18 protein-coding genes are annotated in these 18,750 nt (G+C 55.6%); 14 read left to right on the top strand and 4 right to left on the bottom strand.

All coding sequences use genetic code 11. The features are described 5' to 3' along the window. Positions 1-132 precede the first annotated feature (132 nt). The 4 genes from K5Y33_RS17345 to rlmM all read left to right on the top strand — a co-directional run bounded on the left by K5Y33_RS17345 (position 133) and on the right by rlmM (position 3,144). Entirely contained in the window at positions 133-357 is a 225-nt protein-coding gene (locus K5Y33_RS17345; protein WP_008109575.1) for a YgdI/YgdR family lipoprotein, read from the top strand. 331 nt (positions 358-688) lie between these two features. Beyond that, positions 689-1,606 (top strand): transcriptional regulator GcvA, encoded by a 918-nt coding sequence (locus K5Y33_RS17340; RefSeq protein ID WP_101762006.1) that lies wholly within the window; start codon positions 689-691, stop codon positions 1,604-1,606. A 49-nt stretch (positions 1,607-1,655) separates the two neighbouring features. Beyond that, complete coding sequence (locus K5Y33_RS17335) at positions 1,656-2,051, top strand: DUF423 domain-containing protein (protein WP_101762007.1); 396 nt, start codon at positions 1,656-1,658, stop codon at positions 2,049-2,051. Continuing rightward, positions 2,044-3,144 (top strand): 23S rRNA (cytidine(2498)-2'-O)-methyltransferase RlmM, encoded by a 1,101-nt coding sequence (gene rlmM / locus K5Y33_RS17330; RefSeq protein WP_101762008.1) that lies wholly within the window; start codon positions 2,044-2,046, stop codon positions 3,142-3,144. Before K5Y33_RS17335 ends, rlmM begins: the two co-directional genes overlap by 8 nt. A 325-nt stretch (positions 3,145-3,469) precedes the next feature. Here rlmM and xni read toward each other — a convergent pair whose 3' ends face one another. From xni to queF, 3 genes are all read right to left on the bottom strand, one after another. Then, positions 3,470-4,240 carry a flap endonuclease Xni gene (xni, locus tag K5Y33_RS17325; protein ID WP_110867953.1) on the bottom strand — a complete coding sequence of 257 codons (771 nt, stop codon included), beginning with the start codon at positions 4,238-4,240 and terminating at the stop codon, positions 3,470-3,472. 38 nt (positions 4,241-4,278) lie between these two features. Next, on the bottom strand, positions 4,279-5,643 hold the full coding sequence (gene ppnN / locus K5Y33_RS17320) for a nucleotide 5'-monophosphate nucleosidase PpnN (RefSeq protein ID WP_222234667.1): 1,365 nt from the start codon (positions 5,641-5,643) through the stop codon (positions 4,279-4,281). Positions 5,644-5,825: 182 nt separating this feature from the next. After that, positions 5,826-6,671 (bottom strand): NADPH-dependent 7-cyano-7-deazaguanine reductase QueF, encoded by an 846-nt coding sequence (queF, locus tag K5Y33_RS17315; RefSeq protein WP_192236498.1) that lies wholly within the window; start codon positions 6,669-6,671, stop codon positions 5,826-5,828. A 62-nt stretch (positions 6,672-6,733) separates the two neighbouring features. Between queF and syd the strand changes: the two genes are divergently transcribed. From syd to K5Y33_RS17295, 4 genes are all read left to right on the top strand, one after another. Beyond that, positions 6,734-7,282, top strand: a complete 549-nt coding sequence (gene syd, locus K5Y33_RS17310) for a SecY-interacting protein (protein ID WP_222234665.1) — start codon at positions 6,734-6,736, stop codon at positions 7,280-7,282. A 593-nt stretch (positions 7,283-7,875) separates the two neighbouring features. After that, entirely contained in the window at positions 7,876-8,202 is a 327-nt protein-coding gene (locus K5Y33_RS17305; protein WP_222234664.1) for a YqcC family protein, read from the top strand. Continuing rightward, on the top strand, positions 8,202-8,981 hold the full coding sequence (truC, locus tag K5Y33_RS17300; protein WP_222234663.1) for a tRNA pseudouridine(65) synthase TruC: 780 nt from the start codon (positions 8,202-8,204) through the stop codon (positions 8,979-8,981). Before K5Y33_RS17305 ends, truC begins: the two co-directional genes overlap by 1 nt. A gap of 12 nt (positions 8,982-8,993) precedes the next feature. Then, positions 8,994-9,440 (top strand): flavodoxin, encoded by a 447-nt coding sequence (locus K5Y33_RS17295; RefSeq protein ID WP_222234662.1) that lies wholly within the window; start codon positions 8,994-8,996, stop codon positions 9,438-9,440. Between the two features lie 123 nt (positions 9,441-9,563). Here the strand turns inward: K5Y33_RS17295 and garD are convergent, their stop codons facing one another. Further along, on the bottom strand, positions 9,564-11,123 hold the full coding sequence (gene garD, locus K5Y33_RS17290; protein WP_222234660.1) for a galactarate dehydratase: 1,560 nt from the start codon (positions 11,121-11,123) through the stop codon (positions 9,564-9,566). A 509-nt stretch (positions 11,124-11,632) separates the two neighbouring features. Here garD and K5Y33_RS17285 point away from each other — a divergent pair. The 6 genes from K5Y33_RS17285 (at position 11,633) to K5Y33_RS17260 (ending at position 18,625) form a co-directional block, all read left to right on the top strand. Further along, entirely contained in the window at positions 11,633-12,979 is a 1,347-nt protein-coding gene (locus K5Y33_RS17285; RefSeq protein WP_101762584.1) for an MFS transporter, read from the top strand. Positions 12,980-12,988: 9 nt separating this feature from the next. Further along, positions 12,989-14,329 carry a glucarate dehydratase family protein gene (locus tag K5Y33_RS17280; RefSeq protein WP_222234658.1) on the top strand — a complete coding sequence of 447 codons (1,341 nt, stop codon included), beginning with the start codon at positions 12,989-12,991 and terminating at the stop codon, positions 14,327-14,329. A 16-nt stretch (positions 14,330-14,345) separates the two neighbouring features. Then, positions 14,346-15,677, top strand: coding sequence for a glucarate dehydratase (gene gudD / locus K5Y33_RS17275; RefSeq protein WP_110868303.1), 1,332 nt, complete (start codon positions 14,346-14,348; stop codon positions 15,675-15,677). A gap of 52 nt (positions 15,678-15,729) precedes the next feature. Further along, positions 15,730-16,497, top strand: a complete 768-nt coding sequence (garL, locus tag K5Y33_RS17270) for a 2-dehydro-3-deoxyglucarate aldolase (protein ID WP_222234656.1) — start codon at positions 15,730-15,732, stop codon at positions 16,495-16,497. A gap of 19 nt (positions 16,498-16,516) precedes the next feature. Further along, on the top strand, positions 16,517-17,401 hold the full coding sequence (garR, locus tag K5Y33_RS17265) for a 2-hydroxy-3-oxopropionate reductase (RefSeq protein WP_222234655.1): 885 nt from the start codon (positions 16,517-16,519) through the stop codon (positions 17,399-17,401). Between the two features lie 84 nt (positions 17,402-17,485). Next, the gene (locus tag K5Y33_RS17260; RefSeq protein WP_192236501.1) at positions 17,486-18,625 is read left to right on the top strand and encodes a glycerate kinase; all 1,140 of its coding nucleotides are present in this window, start codon (positions 17,486-17,488) and stop codon (positions 18,623-18,625) included. The last annotated feature ends 125 nt before the right edge of the window (positions 18,626-18,750 follow it).

The following is an 18,750-nucleotide window of genomic DNA, read 5'->3' as shown; positions in this document are numbered from 1 at the left end:
TTATGCTAATTATTGCAAGGTTTGAACCGAAACCCGCATAACGCGTCGCTATTCATAGTCGATTTCACTGGCGCTACCTTTGGTGAGCGCATGCGGGTGGTTTAATGCAATCAATCTGCAAGGAGATAGAAGATGAATAAACTCACCGCAGTGCTGGCCGTGTGTACTCTGGCCTTTACCCTGTCCGCATGTTCCAGCAATTACGTAATGCACACTAACGATGGTCGCACCATCGTCGCCGATGGCAAACCTAAAGTTGATGACGAAACCGGTATGATCAGCTATCAGGATGCCAATGGCAACAAGCAGCAGATTAACCGCTCTGACGTCAAAGAGATGGTGGAGATGGGGCAGTAAGGCAAAAAAAAAGCACCGCAATTTGCGGTGCTATTTAAAATCACTATGGACAGACAGGGTAAATCTACAGGAATTAAAAGCTTGATCTGCAAGCGTCAGATCAAAATGCAAACACAACATCACGACCACAAGCCAAAAGCTCTCCAAAAGTCTGCGATCTCTCGCACGTTTCCAGAAATCTTTTCGTTCCGGCTCAGGAAGTGCGGCAACTATAGGTATTTGCTGGAGCTTCCTCAACGGACAAATTATAATGTCTCGGATTAAAAAAACTAATACGTAGCGACTTTGTATAAGTTGAAGTATTACCTTGTCAATCCGGATACGGAAAACCATGTCTAAACGCCTTCCGCCGCTTAATGCTTTACGCGTCTTTGATGCTGCTGCCCGTCATTTGAGCTTCACCAAAGCCGCTGAAGAGCTGTTTGTTACCCAGGCTGCTGTCAGCCATCAGATCAAATCTCTGGAAGATTTCCTCGGTCTTAAGCTGTTTCGCCGGAGGAATCGTTCGCTTTTACTGACGGAAGAAGGTCAAAGCTACTATTTAGATATTAAGGAGATTTTCTCTGCTCTTAACGATGCCACGCGCAAGTTGCAGGCGCGCAGCGCTAAGGGTGCGCTGACCGTCAGTTTGCTGCCGAGTTTCGCCATTCAGTGGCTGGTTCCTCGCCTTTCCAGCTTTAATATGGCTTATCCGGGCATCGACGTGCGTATCCAGGCGGTGGACCGTGATGAGGAGAAATTGGCGGACGATGTCGACGTGGCGATTTTCTACGGTCGTGGCAATTGGCCAGGCCTGCGGGTTGAGAAATTGTATGCCGAATATTTGCTGCCAGTCTGCTCACCGATGTTGCTGACGGGTGATCATCCTCTCAAATCGCCGGCCGATTTGGCGCACTGCACGCTGCTGCATGATGCATCGCGCCGTGACTGGCAATCCTATACGCGTCAGCTGGGCGTGCAGCATATCAATGTGCAACAGGGCCCGATCTTCAGCCACAGCGCCATGGTGTTGCAGGCGGCGATTCATGGTCAGGGCGTGGCGCTGGCGAATAATGTGATGGCGCAGAGTGAAATTGAAGCCGGTCGTCTGGTATGTCCTTTTAACGACGTGTTGGTCAGTAAAAATGCTTTTTATCTGGTTTGTCATGACAGCCAGGCAGAACTGGGTAAAATAGCCGCCTTTCGTCAGTGGATCCTGGAAAAAGCGGCCAATGAACAAGAAAAATTCCGTTTTCGCTACGATCACTAATGCGTTGCTGGCTGCACAATGATGTGCGCATTACCTTGAGGATTGTTTGATGTCCAGTCGTGCCATGTTTGTTTTTGCTGCCATTAGCGGATTTATGCTGGTGGCGTTTGGTGCTTTCGGCGCGCATGTGCTGAGCAAATCGCTCGGCCCAGCCGAAATGGCGTGGATACATACCGGCCTTGAATATCAGGCGTATCACACGCTGGCAGTGATCGGCTTGGGTGCCGCTATGCTGCGTCGTGCCAATATCTGGTTTTACTGGAGTAGCGCCGCGATGGCGCTCGGTATCGTGTTGTTCAGTGGCAGCCTCTATTGTCTGGCGCTGTCGCACATGAAGTTTTGGGTTTTTGTTACGCCAGTGGGAGGCTTATGCTTCCTTATTGGCTGGTTCTTGATGTTGATTGGCGCACTGCGTCTGAAACGAAAGGCAGATCGCCATGAATAAAGTTTTACTCTATTGCCGTCCAGGATTTGAGAAAGAGTGCGCGGCAGAAATCAGCGCGAAAGCGGCTGAGCGCGAGATTTACGGCTTCCCGCGCGTCAAAGATGACTCAGGTTACGTGCTGTATGAGTGCTATCAGCAGCAAGATGCTGAAAAGCTGATCCAAACGCTGCCGTTTGCCGAACTGATTTTTGCGCGGCAGATGCTGGTGGTGGGAGAGCTGCTGCGCGATCTGCCACCAGAAGACCGCATCACGCCAATTGTCGGCATGCTGACCGGTGTGGTGGAGAAGGGCGGTGAACTGCGGGTTGAAGTGCCGGATACCAATGAAGCGAAAGAGCTCACCAAGTTCTGCCGTAAATTAACCGTGCCGCTGCGTGCCAGCCTGCGTGAAAGCAAAATCCTGCTTAATTACGAAACAGCTAAGCGTCCGGTGGTGCACGTGTTCTTTATTGCGCCGGGCACCTGTTACGTCGGCTATTCGCTGCCGGAAAACAACTCGCCATTCTACATGGGCATTCCGCGCCTGAAATTCCCCTCCGATGCGCCGAGCCGTTCTACGCTCAAGCTGGAAGAGGCGTTTCACGTGTTTGTGCCTGCGGATGAGTGGGATGAGCGTTTAGCCAGCGGCATGTACGCCGTCGATCTTGGCGCTTGCCCTGGCGGCTGGACCTATCAACTGGTGAAACGCAGCATGTGGGTTTTTGCGGTAGATAACGGCCCGATGGCGCCAAGCCTGATGGACACCGGACAGGTGACGCACTGCCGCGAAGATGGTTTTAAATTCCGTCCGCCGCGTACCAATATCAGCTGGCTGGTGTGCGACATGGTGGAAAAACCGGTGCGCGTCGCAAGCCTGATGACCGAATGGCTGGTGAATGGCTGGTGCCGCGAGGCGATATTCAACCTCAAGCTGCCAATGAAAAAGCGCTACGAAGAAGTGACACAGAACCTGGCGATGATTGATGACGCGCTGAAAGCGCAGGGTATTAATGCCCAGATTCAGGCGCGCCAGCTTTATCACGACCGCGAAGAAGTCACCGTTCACGTACGCCGGTTGTGGGCAGCGGTGGGCGGCCGTCGCGACGAGCGCTAATCCTGCTTCATACTTTGCGCTACAGCGGTCCTGCTTCATACTTTGCACTACAGCGGCGTTGGCTGCGTTTGCTCGCCCCGGTCACATACTGATGTATGCTCCCGGGGACTCGCGCACTTGCCGCCTTGCTGTAGCACAAATTATTTCGCAGGAAATTGTTTTTTAGTGTCGCCATTGATGCCGTAATGATCGTCGGTTGAGGCATGAAAATCGCTAATTACCGAGAGCGCACATTGTAGCGGCGCAATTCATTGCGCGATAAATCGCGCCGCTACGGAAGGCGCGGTGATTTAATACGGCGCTTAACTGATTGGCATTACGCCATTTATGGCGACGGCTGTTTCGTTTGAAATCTCAATGTATTGAGATTGCCTTGCAGTACCAAATCACGTTTTAACGTCGATACTTTGCGGCAAATTTCTGCCATTTCCCGCTGTTCCTGCAATTTTCCCTGCCATTTGCTCGGTACCTGATCCCATTGCTGATAGATCGCATCCAGCGATCCAAACTGCATCAACAACTCGCGGGCGCTTTTCGGGCCAATGCCGGGCACGCCGGGAATTTTGCTGCTACTGATACCACACAATCCCCAATAGTCGGGCAACTGCGCGGGCGTTACGCCAAACTCTTGCTCGATAAAAGGCACATCCAGCCAGCGCTTCTGGAAATAGTCGCGAATACGAATGTTAGGTGCCAGCAGCTGGCAATAACCTTTATCGGTAGAAACAATCGTTGCCTGATGACCAGCGTCCGCCATTTTCACCGCCAGCGTGGCGGCGAGATCGTCGGCTTCGTCTAAATCAGCCACCCAGCAGCTGACGCCTGCTGCGCGGAAGGCATCCTGCAACGCGGGCATCTCCAGATGCAAATCCTCCGGCATCGGCGGGCGACCCGCTTTGTAATCCGGCAATAGCTGATGGCGCCAACCGGGCTGACGCTCATGGCTATCAAACACCGCCACCACGTGCGTGGGTTGTGTATGTCCCAATAACTGATGCAAGGCGGCAACGCAGCTGTCGCGGCATGGCGAACCCTGAACAGCGTGCAGACGGCGAATCAGATTGAGTGCATCAATGATAAGAAGATGAAGCGACATAGCGATAGCGGCAGCCCGCAGGCTGCCTTCCTGATGGGTTATTTGATAATTTCGTAGCAAGGCGTGTAGGCGCTGCCCGGCAGCTTCATGCGCTGCTGTGCGACAAAACCTTGCAACAGTTCGTCCATGCGGTGCATGAGATTGGCATCGCCGTGCAGTTTGTACGGGCCTTTCTCGCGAATTTCACGAATTCCGATCTCTTTGACGTTACCCGCCACAATGCCGGAGAAGGCGCGACGCAGATCGGCTGCCAGCAGCTCGGCGGGCTGATCCGGGAACAGCTTCAGGTTTGCCATATTCTCGTGCGTCGGCAGGAAGGGCACTTGCAATTCGGGTGCGATACGAATCGACCAGTTGAAGCTGTAGGCATCGCCGGTTTCGCGGCGATACTCTTTCACCTGCGGCATGGCTTTCTTCATCAGACGCGCCACTTCAGCGGCATCATCAATGATAATTTTGTAGTGCTTGCGTGCGGCTTCGCCCAGCGTATTTACGATGAAATCATCCAGCACGCGGAAGTAGTCGGCGCTCTCTTTGGCTCCGGTCAGAATCAGCGGCAATACCTGATCGCTGTTGTGCGGATTCATTAAAATACCCAACAAATACAGCAGCTCTTCGGCTGTGCCCACGCCGCCAGGGAAGATCACGATACCGTGGGCGATACGCACAAAGGCTTCAAGGCGTTTTTCGATATCCGGCATGATGATCAGCTCATTGACCAGCGGATTCGGTGGTTCGGCGGCAATGATTGAGGGCTCAGTCAGGCCGATAAAACGGCTGTCATGATAGCGCTGCTGCGCATGTCCCACCGCCGCACCTTTCATCGGTGCTTCCATGACGCCAGGTCCGCAACCGGTACAGATGTTGAGTTCGCGCAGGCCCATTTGCGTGCCGACGTTGCGGCAATATTGGTATTCCACCGCATTGATTGAGTGGCCGCCCCAACACACCACGGTATTCGGATATTCGCCGATGTGCAGTGCACGCGCGTTACGCAGAATCGAAAACACCTGATTGGTGATATGCGCAGAGTCTTCCGGCTCCTCGTTCTGGTAGCGTTCTGTTGCCGCCAGTTGTCCGTTTACAAACAGAATGTCGCGCAGCACGGCAAACAAGTTTGCCTGCAGCGAACGAATAATCCGGCCATCAACAAATGCCTCTTCCGGCGGGTTGATCAGCTCCAGTTTCACACCGCGCTCACGGCGCAACACGTTGATGTCGAAGTTTTCAAAACGCGAAAGCAATTCCTGGCTGCTGTCGGTCTGGCTACCGGAGTTGAGTACCGCAAGAGAACAGTTACGAAACAGCTGATAAAGGTCGCTGCTAGCGGTGCGCTTCAGCATGTCGACTTCAAGCTGGGAGAGCAGATCCATCGAGCCAAGCGGGCTGATATGTGTAATCAAGAGAACTCCTTTACACGCAAATGCGTGGCTGATGACGCTGCGCTTAACTTATTAACGCAGCGACGAAAATCCCTGGTCGCGCATGCTTCGATCGCGCCTTCAATAGAGTAACGTTGTCCGCTGTGAATGCTCAAGGGGAACCGCGCATCCGTGCAGCGGCCTGCGAGGCGTCTCGCAAACTATTACTGGCGAACCAAGCGGGAAAATCCCGGAGAGAAGGGCACGTTACTGCGCCACGGATTGATATCCAGACCCCCGCGTCTGGTGTAGCGTGCATAAACGCTCAGGGCTTCTGGCTGACAAAAGCGCTGAACGTCGTTGAAAATGCGCTCAACGCACTGCTCATGAAACTCATTATGCTGACGGAATGAGATGAGATAACGCAGTAGCGCTTCACGGTTAATACGCGGGCCTTTGTAGCGAATCATCACCGAGCCCCAATCGGGCTGATTGGTAATTAAGCAGTTCGATTTCAGCAGATGGCTAACCAGCGTTTCTTCAACAATCTCACGGCCTGCAGCCTGCGCCAGATAATCTGCATTGAAGGCGTAATCGTGGATTTCGATATCCTGTTCATCAATCACTTCGCCACTGAAGTGGCCGATCGGCTGGCCTTCCACTTCGCTGAGACGAAACAGCGCCACGCTGACCTGACCCTTCGCGCAGGCGCTGAGATCGCGCTCCAGCGTCTGGCGCACTTCGCCCCAGTCGGCGAAAACGGTCTGATTAAAACTGTTAAGATAGAGCTTGAAACTCTTCGACTCGATCAGGTTTTGGCTATCGGCGCGCAGCACCACTTCGCCCACCGCGACCTGCGGAACGCCTTTGCTGTTGAGCCAGGAGAGTTCGTACAGCGTCCAGATATCTGCGCCAGTAAACGGCAGATTATCGGGATACAGCCCCAGCGGCTCACGGTTAAGGCTGCGCGGCACGGATTGCAGCAGCGTGTTATCGTAGCGATCAACATAAGCCGTGGGCTTACCTAAGGTCAGGCCGCTTAATGCCTGATCCCGGTTTTCAGAAGACATAACGGTTACCACTGAATTTCATCAAAGTGGTTAAGTGTAACCTAACACTTGCGAGAATATGAATGATGCAGCAAACCGTAGATGCTCTGCGTGAGTTTACCGCCCGCTACGTGGAACATTGGCAGCAACAAACCGGACATTTTCCCGCCAGCGCCGATCTGCTTGGCGTCCCCTCCGACTGCATTATCAGCACGCTGGATGACCGCGTGTTGTGGCAGCCGCAGCCGTTTACGTTACCGGCCACGCTTGAAGCGGTAGAGCGTGCGTTGGATCTGCAACTGCAACCAGAAATCAGTGCGTTTTACACCAGCCAGTTTGCAGGTGATATGACGGCAACCTTTGAACAGCAGCCGATTACCCTGCTGCAGGTATGGAGTGAAGCGGATTTCACTCGCCTGCAGGAAAACCTGATTGGTCACTTGGTTATGAAGCGCCGCTTAAGACAAGCGCCAACGCTGTTTATTGCTACCACCAACTCAGAGAATGAGGTGATTGCGCTGTGTAATCTTACCGGCGAGGTCATTATTGAGGAGCCTGGCACTAAAAAGCGTGAAGTCCTGGCAACATCGGTTGAGAAGTTTCTTAATGCTTTACAACCGGTTACTCAGTGATTTGCAGATTTTTAGGCTGCGCTTTGTGAGAGATCTCTCACGTTACGTGTGAGAGATCGCTAGATCATTGCGCAGACTTGCGGAAGCCCTAAATGTAAAAATATTGTGAATCATGAACTTATGGCATCAATCTGAAAATTAAGACAGGACTTAATCCATTAACGCTTCTTACTGGCTTGTTATTGCGATGGTTTCTGGGAGAATAGTCACCACTGGCAGGATGCTGGGGATTAAGAGACGTTCAGGAGAATGTCAGCCATGAGGCGGGAACGTAACGGAATTTACGGCACAAGGAAGGCTTCAGGACGAAGCAGGACACTCAGGATTGAGTATAAAGGACACCTCCAGGACGGAGAATGAGAGCCACGCGGAACGTGGCGGGCCAGGATGCTAAGGACCAATGTCATGATGACAAGCGACGGAAAGCGCAGGAAAAGTTGTCATGGATGAGCAGGGAGCACAGCAGTAGCTGGAATGCTGCAAACGAAAACCGGGAGCACTGTAATCACAGTGCTCCCTTTTTTTATTGCCATTTTTACGCCGGGCGTGACTGATGGTATGCTTGCCGCCCAATTTTTCTCTGGAGGTGGCGCATGTCGTCGCAAATGATTTTTCAGCGCCTGCAGCAGGTCGAAGCGGTGATGCGTGAACACGGCCATTGGCAGTCACAATCCCCCGAGGCGGGCGCCTTCGCCAGTACCGAACCTTTCTGTCTTGATACCATGGAGCCGCTGCAATGGCTGCAATGGGTGTTCATGCCACGTTTTTATGCGCTGCTCGAAAGCGGCGCGTCGTTACCGCAGAATTTTGCCATCGCTCCCTATTATGAAGTCGCATTGCCAGCCGACACGCCGGGCTATGCGGTGCTATTGCTGACGCTCAACAAGTTTGATGCGCTGTTCCAGGAACCCTCCGCCTGATGCTCGAAATCCTTTATCAAGATGCGTGGCTGGTCGCCGTGAATAAGCCGGCCGGTTGGCTGGTGCATCGCAGCTGGCTTGATCGCAACGAAAAAGTGGTGGTGATGCAAACGGTGCGCGATCAGATTGGCCAGCATGTGTTTACTGTGCACCGCCTCGATCGCCCAACGTCCGGCGTGTTGCTGATGGCCTTATCGAGTGAAGTCGCCCATTTACTGGCGCAGCAGTTTGAACAGCATCAGATGCAGAAAACCTATCATGCGGTGCTGCGCGGCTGGCTGGAAGGCGGCGCGACGCTGGATTATCCGCTGGTGGAAGAGCTGGATAAGATTGCCGACAAATTTGCCACCCAGGAACCTGTTGCCCAACCGGCGGTAACGGATTACCAGGCGCTGGCACACGTTGAGATGCCGGTCGCCATCAGCCGCTATAACACCGCGCGCTATACGCTGGTGGAGATGGCGCCGCACACCGGGCGTAAACATCAGCTGCGTCGCCACATGGTGCATCTGCGTCATCCGATTATTGGCGACAGCGCGCACGGCGATCTGCGCCAGAATCGCGGTGCGGCGGCACATTTTGGCCTCAATCGCCTGATGCTGCACGCCAGCGCACTCAGCTTTACCCATCCCGTTACCGGCGAGGCCATAATGATTCGCGCCGGGTTGGATCGCGTCTGGCAGCAGATGCTTGAGCAGTTTGGCTGGCAGGATCAGATCCCTGATGTTCCCAGGGTTGAGTTTGCCAATGATGCAGTCCAGGATAAGCCGACAGAATAAAGGAGCGGCAAGATGGCAAAGATTGGCATTTTTACAGGTACGGTTTACGGCAATGCGCTGCTGGTAGCTGAAGAAGCACAGACGGTGCTGGAAGAGCAGGGCCACGACGTGAAGGTGTTTGAAGATCCGTCGATGGCGGATTGGCAGGCATACAGCCAGGATGTGGTGCTGATTGTCACCTCAACCACCGGTCAGGGCGACTTCCCGGATAACATTGCCCGCCTGTATGTTGCAGTGCGCGATCAGCTGGGTTATCAACCAGAATTGCGTTATGGCGCGATTGGCTTGGGTGACAGCAGCTATGACAATTTCTGCGGTGCAGCTAAAACCTTTGATGCCACCTTGCAGGAGCAGAGCGCGCAGCGCATCGGCGAGGTGCTGCTGGTGGATGCAACGGAAGATCCGGAGCCCGAATCAGTGACCTCACCGTGGGTGGAGAGCTGGGGTAAGTTGCTGTAAGGACTTTTCCCTCACCCTAACCCTCTCCCGCCAGCGGGAGAGGGAATATTTAGAGGATGCAGCCCGCACGGTTTGTTCCCTCTCCCGCGAAGTGGGAGAGGGCCAGGGTGAGGGCAATAACCATCACGTTACCGGCGCCGGATTAAACACCGCCAGATGATTACGAATCCCCCAACGATCCGACCACGTCTGCTTGCGCCCACTGGCAATCTCCAGAATCAACTCAAACAGTCGCCAACCGACCTGTTCAATACTCTCTTCGCCCGTTGCAATAGTTCCGGCATTAATATCCATCAAATCATGCCAGCGTTCGGCCAGCGCATTGCGCGTTGCCATCTTGATCACCGGAATGGCGGCCAAACCGTAAGGTGTGCCGCGCCCGGTAGTGAACACCTGCAAGGTAATGCCCGATGCCATCTGCTGCGTGCCACACACGAAATCGCTGGCTGGTGTGGCCGCATAAATCAGCCCGCGTTTGGTGGGGCGCTGTCCGGGCGACAACACTTCAACAATTGGGCTGCGACCTGACTTGGCAATCGAACCCAGCGCTTTCTCCACCACATTCGCCAGCCCGCCTTTTTTGTTGCCCGGCGAGGGATTGGCGCTGCGATCGGTTTGGCCCTGGCTGAGGTAATCGTCATACCACGCCATCTCTTCCAGCAGCCGTTTGCCAACCGCTTCATCCACCACGCGCGGCGTCAGCAGATGTATGGCATCCCGCACTTCGGTCACTTCCGAGAACATCACCGTCGCACCGCAGCGCACCAGTAAATCAGAAGCAAATCCCACGGCGGGGTTCGCCGTTACGCCCGAGAAAGCGTCGCTGCCGCCGCACTGCGTGCCGATCACCAGCTCTGATGCCGGACAGGTTTCGCGCTGACGTTGATTAAGCTTTTTCAAATGGTGTTCGGCGACCTGCAGGATTTCATCCACCATCGCGCCGAAGCCCACCAGTCGCTCATCCTGCAACCGCACAATATCGTTGTCATCCAGCGAAATGGCCTGCACGTCCGGTGTGCCGTTCAGCAATCGTTCCGGCTGCAACTTCTCGCAGCCAAGGCTGACGATCATCACTTCGCCACCGAAATTGGGATTCAGCGCCAGGTTATGAATGGTGCGAATCGGCACCACCGCGGCGGGCGCATTGATTGCCACGCCGCAACCGTACAGATGATTCAGCGCCACCACGCCATCGACATTGGGATAGCGCGGCAGCAAATCACGCTCAATGATCTGCACTACATAATCCACCACGCCCGCCACGCAGTGAACGCTGGTGGTGATGCCGAGCAGGTTGCGCGTGCCCACGCTGCCATCTGCGTTGCGATAGCCTTCGAAGGTATAACCTTCCAGCGGCGGCAGCGCGGGCGGCACATTGTTTGCCAACGGCAGACAGTTGAGTGGCGGCGCTTCGGGCAGCGCTACCAGTGATTCTTCAATCCAGCTACCTTGTGGGATGGGGCGCAGCGCGTAGCCAATCACTTCACCGTAGCGCAGGATCGCGCCTGCTTGCGGGATATCGCTGAGCGCGACTTTATGTCCCTGCGGCACATGCTCAGTCAGTTGCAGTCCGTCGTCGAACCGGGTGCCGGACGGTAACCCCTGATTGTTGACCACGATCGCCACGTTATCGGCATCGTGCACTTTGATATAGAGCGGTTTTTCTGTCAGAGGACGGTTCATTGCTCACCTTCCAGTTCGTCGCACCGTACGTAGCAGCGCGGTTTAAAATACGTCCATCACGTCATCGTTTTTTGCCAGCCTCAGTATATGCAGGGGTATTTGCCGTATGCATTGTGCAACTGACTGGCTTTAAGGAGATTTATCAGGGGAATTTGGTTCGTTTATCCAAACACAAGTGAAGGGACTCACAAACTGCCGTTGTCCTGTACGTTAACCAGGCAAAATCAGGGAGCAAAAAAGCGTTCCGTGAGCCACGCCGCAGCGTTATGTGCAGATGCCATAAAATCATTCTCTTTCACCCTTAATCCTCATGCGTTCTTCCAGTGTTTCGCCGCCAGGCTGTTCCTATACTGATTCTCGTTCTTCAACGTTAGGTTATTCGTCACGACGCATCATCGTATTGCCAAATATAAAAATCGCCGTGTTTAACCCGACTTCATTCTGATACCCAACGCGATGTGTATGCAGTCAGAGTGGATGTAGCGTTCGCTATATTTCAGGAGTGCATCATGAATAGTTTCAGCCAGACAGCGGAAGCGGTGCAAAAGCGCACCAATGCCCGTTACTGGATTGTGGTGATGTTATTTATCGTCACCTCGTTCAACTACGGTGACCGCGCAACCATTTCGATTGCCGGTTCGGCGATGTCCAAAGAGATCGGCCTCGATTCGGTCGGCCTTGGCTATATCTTCTCCGCCTTTTCCTGGGCGTACGTGATTGGGCAGATTCCGGGCGGCTGGCTGCTCGACCGCTTCGGCTCAAAACGCGTCTACTTCTGGAGCATCTTCCTCTGGTCGCTGTTTACCTTGCTGCAAGGCTTCGTCGATCTGTTCAGCGGTTTTGGCATTATCATTTCGCTGTTCCTGTTGCGCTTCCTGGTCGGCCTGGCTGAAGCGCCATCCTTCCCCGGCAATAGCCGCATTGTTGCGGCCTGGTTCCCGGCACAGGAGCGCGGCACCGCCGTCGCAATCTTTAACTCGGCGCAATACTTTGCCACGGTAATCTTCGCGCCGATCATGGGTTGGCTGGTCTCCGAAGTGGGCTGGGCGCACGTGTTCTGGTTCATGGGCGGATTGGGCATCATCCTCAGCTTTATCTGGCTGAAAGTGATCCACGATCCCACCGATCATCCGGGCGTCAACAAAGCCGAGCTGGAGTACATGGAGCAGGGCGGCGCACTGATCAACATGGACGTCAAAAAGGATGACCGCAAAGTGAGCTGGAGCGAGAAGTGGTTCCAGATCAAACAGCTACTGACCTCACGCATGATGCTGGGCATCTATCTCGGCCAATACTGCGTCAACGCCTTAACCTACTTCTTTATTACCTGGTTCCCGGTGTATCTGGTGCAGGCGCGCGGCATGTCGATTCTGAAGGCCGGCTTTATTGCTTCGATTCCTGCGGTGTGTGGCTTCCTCGGCGGCGTATTGGGCGGCGTGATTTCTGATTACCTGATGCGTAAAACCGGTTCGCTGAACATCGCGCGTAAAACGCCCATTGTGCTCGGTATGCTGCTCTCCATCTCGATGGTGATGTGTAACTACACCGACACGGAATGGGTGGTGGTGTTCTTTATGGCGCTGGCATTCTTCGGCAAAGGCATTGGTGCGCTGGGTTGGGCAGTGATGGCAGATACCGCCCCGAAAGAGATCAGCGGTTTGAGCGGCGGCTTGTTCAACATGTTCGGTAACTTCTCCGGCATCGTCACGCCAATTGCCATCGGTTACATCATCGCCACCAGCGGATCTTTCGAAGGCGCGCTGATTTATGTCGGTATCCATGCCTTTGTTGCCGCATTTAGTTTCCTGGTGATTGCCGGCGATATCAAACGCGTTGAACTGAAAACCAGGCCATAAGGACGGAATATGACTACGCAAAGCACGCCGGTCATCACCGATATGCAGGTGATTCCGGTTGCCGGTTACGACAGCATGTTGCTCAACATCGGTGGCGCGCACAGCGCCTGCTTCACCCGCAATATCGTGGTGCTCACGGATAGCGCGGGACACATCGGCGTCGGTGAAGCGCCGGGCGGGGAAACCATCTACCAAACGCTGGTTGAGGCGATTCCGCAGGTAAAAGGTCAGCAGGTTGCCCGCATGAATCGTCTGGTGCAGCAGGTGCACAAAGGCAATCAGTCGGCGGATTTCGATACCTTCGGCAAAGGCGCGTGGACCTTCGAACTGCGCGTCAATGCGGTGGCCGCGCTGGAAGCGGCACTACTGGATTTACTCGGCCAATGTCTCGGCGTGCCGGTGGCGGAACTGCTCGGTCCGGGCCAGCAGCGCGATGAGGTCACGGTGCTCGGCTATCTGTTCTATCTCGGCGATCGTCGCAAAACCGATTTGCCGTATCTGACCGGCGAAAACGCCAGCCACGACTGGTATCACTTGCGTCATCAGGAGGCGCTGACGCCGGAATCTGTGGTGCGTCTGGCGGAAGCGGCGCAGGACAAATATGGCTTCAAAGATTTCAAACTCAAAGGCGGCGTGCTGCCGGGCGAGCAGGAGATTGAGTCGGCGGTGGCGCTAAAAAAACGCTTCCCCGATGCGCGCATCACCGTCGATCCCAACGGTGCCTGGACGCTGGATGAAGCCATTCGCTTGTGTAAAGGCATGGGCGATGTGCTGACCTACGCCGAAGATCCGTGCGGTGCCGAGCAGGGCTATTCCGGCCGCGAAGTCATGGCCGAATTCCGCCGTGCGACGGGGTTGCCGGTCGCCACCAACATGATCGCCACCAACTGGCGCGAGATGAACCACGCGGTGATGCTGAATGCCGTCGATATCCCGCTGGCCGATCCGCACTTCTGGACGCTGAGCGGTGCAGTGCGCGTGGCGCAGCTGTGTGATGACTGGGGGCTGACGTGGGGCTGTCACTCCAATAACCACTTCGATATTTCACTGGCGATGTTCACCCACGTTGGCGCTGCTGCGCCGGGTAACCCCACCGCGATTGATACGCACTGGATTTGGCAGGAGGGCGATCAGCGCCTGACCAAAGAGCCGCTGCAGATCCGCAACGGCAAAATCGCCGTGCCGGATAAGCCGGGCCTCGGCGTCGAGCTGGATTGGGATCGCCTGCATCAGGCCAACGCGTTGTACAAATCACTGCCAGCGGGCGCACGTAATGACGCCACCGCGATGCAGTATCTGGTTCCCAATTGGTCATTCGATCGCAAGCGTCCAGCCTTTGGTCGCGGCTAAGTTTAAGGAGCAGGAAATGAGTCAGACACCGAAAATAACATCGCTGCAGGTCATTCCGGTGGCCGGTCACGACAGCATGTTGCTTAACCTGAGTGGCGCGCATTCGCCGTTCTTTACCCGCAACATCGTCATCATTAAAGACAATGCCGGACACACCGGCGTCGGTGAGATTCCGGGCGGCGAAAAGATTCGTCAGACGCTGGAGGATGCGGCGGCGCTGGTGGTGCAGAAAACCGTTGGCGAATACAAGAACATCCTCAACCTGGTGCGCAGCACCTTTGCCGACCGCGATTCCAGCGGACGCGGCAATCAAACCTTTGATTTGCGTACCACCATTCACGTGGTTACTGGCATCGAAGCGGCGCTGCTCGATCTGCTGGGACAGCATTTGGGCGTGAACGTCGCCTCGTTGCTTGGCGATGGTCAGCAGCGCGACCGGGTAGAAATGCTCGGCTATCTGTTCTATGTCGGCGACCGCAAGAAAACCTCGCTACCGTATCAGAGCCAGGAAAATGACAAATGCGATTGGTATCGCCTGCGCCACGAAGAAGCACTGACGCCGGATACGGTGGTGCGCCTGGCGGAAGCGGCCTATGAAAAATATGGCTTTAACGATTTCAAACTGAAAGGCGGCGTGCTGCGCGGTGGCGAAGAGGCCGAAGCGGTGACGGCGCTGGCGAAGCGTTTCCCGCAGGCGCGCGTTACGCTTGATCCTAACGGCGCCTGGTCGCTCAACGAGGCGATTCTGCTCGGTAAGCAGCTGAAAGGTGTGCTGGCCTATGCGGAAGATCCGTGCGGTGCTGAGCAGGGCTATTCCGGTCGCGAAGTGATGGCGGAATTCCGCCGCGCCACCGGCATGCCGACCGCCACCAACATGATCGCCACCGACTGGCGTCAAATGGGCCACACGCTGTCGCTGCAGTCGGTCGATATCCCGCTGGCCGATCCGCACTTCTGGACGATGCAGGGTTCGGTACGCGTGGCGCAGATGTGTCACGACTTCGGCCTGACGTGGGGCTCGCACTCTAACAACCACTTCGACATTTCACTGGCGATGTTTACCCACGTTGCCGCCGCCGCACCGGGCGCGATTACCGCTATCGATACGCATTGGATTTGGCAGGAAGGCAATCAGCGCCTGACCAAAGAGCCGTTCCAGATTAAAGGCGGCATGGTGCAGGTGCCGCAAAAACCGGGTCTCGGCGTCGAGCTGGATATGGATCAGGTGATGCAGGCCAACGCGCTGTATCAGAAACACGGTTTGGGCGCGCGCGATGATGCGCAAGCCATGCAGTTCCTCGTACCGAACTGGACCTTTGATAACAAGCGTCCGTGCCTGGTGCGCTAACTTTTCCGGCTCCCCGCGCGGGAGCCTGCTGTAACCGACAGGAGTGAAGACAATGAGCAATGCCTGGCCGAACCCTTTTCGTCGCCGTCTGCTGGCAGGAGAAACCCTGATTGGCAGCTGGTGCGCGCTGGCTAATCCCCTTACCACTGAAGTGCTGGGCCTGGCGGGCTTTGACTGGCTGGTACTGGATGGCGAACACGCGCCGAATGACATCACCACCTTTGTGCCGCAGCTAATGGCACTGAAGGGCAGCCACAGCGCGCCGGTGGTGCGTCCGCCGTGCAACGAACCGATCATCATCAAGCGCTTGCTGGATATCGGCTTCTACAACTTCCTGGTGCCATTTGTGGAAACCGAGGAAGAAGCGATTCGCGCGGTGGCATCTACTCGCTATCCACCGGCGGGCATTCGCGGTGTGTCGGTTTCACACCGCAGCAACATGTACGGCACGCTGCCGGATTACAACAGCAACATTAACGACAACATCACGGTGCTGGTGCAGATCGAAACGCAACAGGCGGTGGACAATATCGATGCTATCGCCGCGGTGGAGGGGGTCGATGGCATCTTCGTTGGGCCGGGCGATCTCTCGGCCGCGCTCGGCTATCTGGGCCAGCCTGCGCATCCCGAAGTATTGAAAGTGATTAAACACGTCTTCGAACGCGCCAAAGCAGCGGGGAAACCGAGTGGCATTCTGGCGCCGGTGGAAGCCGATGCGCGCCGCTATCTGGAGTGGGGCGCCAGCTTTGTGGCGGTAGGCAGCGATCTGGGTGTGTTCCGTAACGCCACGCAGGCGCTGTGTGACAAATTTAAAAAATAACTGACTGAGAGGAAAGGCAATGAAAATTGGATTTATCGGCCTCGGCATCATGGGCAAACCGATGAGTAAAAACCTGGTGAAAGCCGGTTATTCGCTGGTGGTGCGCGACCATAATGTTAGCAACGAAGCAGAGCTGGTGGAGCTGGGCGCCACCGTAGCCAAGACGCCAAAAGAGGTGGCTGAACAGGTGGATGTGTTGATCACCATGGTACCGAACTCGCCACAGGTTAAAGAGGTGTGCCTCGGTGCTAACGGCCTCATCGAAGGCGCGAAGCCGGGCCTGATTGTTATCGACATGAGTTCCATTGCGCCGTTGGCCAGCCGCGAAGTGCATGATGCGCTGGCGGCGAAAGGCATCAAAATGCTCGATGCGCCAGTCAGCGGCGGCGAGCCGAAAGCGATTGAAGGCACGCTGTCGGTGATGGTGGGCGGCGATAAAGCGGTGTTTGATCAGTGCTACGACATCATGAAAGCGATGGCGGGTTCGGTGGTCCACACCGGTGACATTGGTGCGGGAAATGTGACCAAGCTAGCGAACCAGGTGATTGTGGCGCTTAACATCGCGGCGATGTCAGAAGCGCTGTCGCTGGCGACCAAAGCGGGCGTTAATCCTGAGCTGGTTTATCAGGCGATTCGTGGTGGTCTGGCAGGCAGCACCGTGCTGGATGCCAAAGCGCCGATGGTACTGGATCGTAACTTCAAACCGGGCTTCCGCATCGATCTGCATATCAAAGATCTGGCCAATGCGCTGGATACCTCGCACGAGATCGGTGCGCATCTGCCGCTGACTGCCGCAGTGATGGAGATGATGCAGGCGCTGAAAGTGGATGGACAGGGCACTTCCGACCATAGCGCGCTGGCCTGCTATTATGAAAAATTAGCGAAAGTTGAGATCACCCGGTAGTGCAATCGTCCGGCGTCTAAGGATGTCGGGCGGCTCGCTGCCTTCGCAGGACGGATGTCCGTCATCAACCGCGCTGGATTGCCTATGAAAATTGTCATCGCACCGGATTCATATAAAGAGAGTTTATCCGCCCTGGAAGTGGCTTCGGCGATTGAAGCGGGATTCCGCGAGATCTTTCCCGAAGCTGAGTACGTGAAAATACCGGTTGCCGACGGTGGTGAAGGCACGGTTGAAGCGATGGTGGCGGCAACGCAGGGAAACATTGTCCGGCTGACGGTTACTGGACCGCTCGGCAAGCCAGTGGAGGCGTTCTACGGTTTGTCAGGTGATGAGCGTACCGCATTTATCGAAATGGCGGCAGCCAGCGGGCTGGAGTTAGTGCCCGCGGCACAGCGCGATCCGCTGATTACCACCTCGTTCGGCACCGGCGAGCTGATCAAAGATGCGCTCGATCGCGGTGTCGATCACTTCATTATCGGCATTGGCGGCAGCGCCACCAATGATGGCGGTTCCGGCATGATGCAGGCGCTGGGCGCACAACTGCTGGATGAGCACGGCAAGCAAATCGCCTACGGCGGCGGCGCATTACCGCAGCTGGCGCGCATCGATATCGAACAGCTGGATACGCGTATTAAGCAGTGTCGCTTTGAAGTCGCCTGCGATGTCAGCAATCCGCTCACCGGTGATAAGGGCGCTTCGGCGATCTTCGGTCCGCAGAAAGGCGCGACGCCGGAACTGGTGCAGCAGCTGGACAAAGCACTGGAACATTACGCCACCCTGATTCATCGCGATCTGGATATTGATGTTTTACACATTGATGGTGGCGGCGCGGCGGGCGGCATGGGCGCGGCGCTGCATGCGTTTTGTCAGGCCGAGTTACGCAGCGGCATTGAGATTGTCACTGAAGCCTTGGGCCTGGCCGAGCAGGTGAAAGATGCCGATCTGGTGATTACCGGCGAAGGGCGCATTGATAGTCAAAGCATTAACGGCAAGGTGCCGATTGGTGTGGCAAAGGTCGCGAAGCAGTTTAATAAACCGGTGATTGGCATTGCCGGAAGTTTAACCGCGGATGTCGGCGTGGTGCACCAACATGGGCTGGATGCGGTGTTCAGCGTGTTGTTTAGCATCTGCTCATTGGATGACGCGCTGGCCAACGCGGCGCAGAACGTGCGCCTGACGGCGCGCAATGTGGCGGCGGTGATTAAGCTGGGGAAAGGGAGATAGTTTTCCCTCACCCTAATCCTCTCCCAGAGGGAGAGGGAACCGATCCGAGCGATGGAATAAGTTTGCACGTAACTTCAGCATGCTCAGGGCAACTCCCTCGCCCGCTTGCGGGAGAGGGCTGGGGT

Origin of the sequence: Pantoea sp. DY-17 (assembly GCF_019795975.1) — a bacterium.
GTDB classification, from domain to species: domain Bacteria; phylum Pseudomonadota; class Gammaproteobacteria; order Enterobacterales; family Enterobacteriaceae; genus Pantoea; species Pantoea leporis.
Note: the sequence above shows the minus strand (reverse complement) of the source record. Positions and strands in the feature narration are given on the sequence as shown.

Coding starts and splice junctions, on each gene's coding strand:
- K5Y33_RS17345 (WP_008109575.1), top strand. CDS start 133: ATGAATAAACTCACCGCAGTGCTGGCCGTGTGTACTCTGGCCTTTACC.
- K5Y33_RS17340 (WP_101762006.1), top strand. CDS start 689: ATGTCTAAACGCCTTCCGCCGCTTAATGCTTTACGCGTCTTTGATGCT.
- K5Y33_RS17335 (WP_101762007.1), top strand. CDS start 1,656: ATGTCCAGTCGTGCCATGTTTGTTTTTGCTGCCATTAGCGGATTTATG.
- rlmM (WP_101762008.1), top strand. CDS start 2,044: ATGAATAAAGTTTTACTCTATTGCCGTCCAGGATTTGAGAAAGAGTGC.
- xni (WP_110867953.1), bottom strand. CDS start 4,240: ATGTCGCTTCATCTTCTTATCATTGATGCACTCAATCTGATTCGCCGT.
- queF (WP_192236498.1), bottom strand. CDS start 6,671: ATGTCTTCTGAAAACCGGGATCAGGCATTAAGCGGCCTGACCTTAGGT.
- syd (WP_222234665.1), top strand. CDS start 6,734: ATGATGCAGCAAACCGTAGATGCTCTGCGTGAGTTTACCGCCCGCTAC.
- K5Y33_RS17305 (WP_222234664.1), top strand. CDS start 7,876: ATGTCGTCGCAAATGATTTTTCAGCGCCTGCAGCAGGTCGAAGCGGTG.
- truC (WP_222234663.1), top strand. CDS start 8,202: ATGCTCGAAATCCTTTATCAAGATGCGTGGCTGGTCGCCGTGAATAAG.
- K5Y33_RS17295 (WP_222234662.1), top strand. CDS start 8,994: ATGGCAAAGATTGGCATTTTTACAGGTACGGTTTACGGCAATGCGCTG.
- garD (WP_222234660.1), bottom strand. CDS start 11,123: ATGAACCGTCCTCTGACAGAAAAACCGCTCTATATCAAAGTGCACGAT.
- K5Y33_RS17285 (WP_101762584.1), top strand. CDS start 11,633: ATGAATAGTTTCAGCCAGACAGCGGAAGCGGTGCAAAAGCGCACCAAT.
- K5Y33_RS17280 (WP_222234658.1), top strand. CDS start 12,989: ATGACTACGCAAAGCACGCCGGTCATCACCGATATGCAGGTGATTCCG.
- gudD (WP_110868303.1), top strand. CDS start 14,346: ATGAGTCAGACACCGAAAATAACATCGCTGCAGGTCATTCCGGTGGCC.
- garL (WP_222234656.1), top strand. CDS start 15,730: ATGAGCAATGCCTGGCCGAACCCTTTTCGTCGCCGTCTGCTGGCAGGA.
- garR (WP_222234655.1), top strand. CDS start 16,517: ATGAAAATTGGATTTATCGGCCTCGGCATCATGGGCAAACCGATGAGT.
- K5Y33_RS17260 (WP_192236501.1), top strand. CDS start 17,486: ATGAAAATTGTCATCGCACCGGATTCATATAAAGAGAGTTTATCCGCC.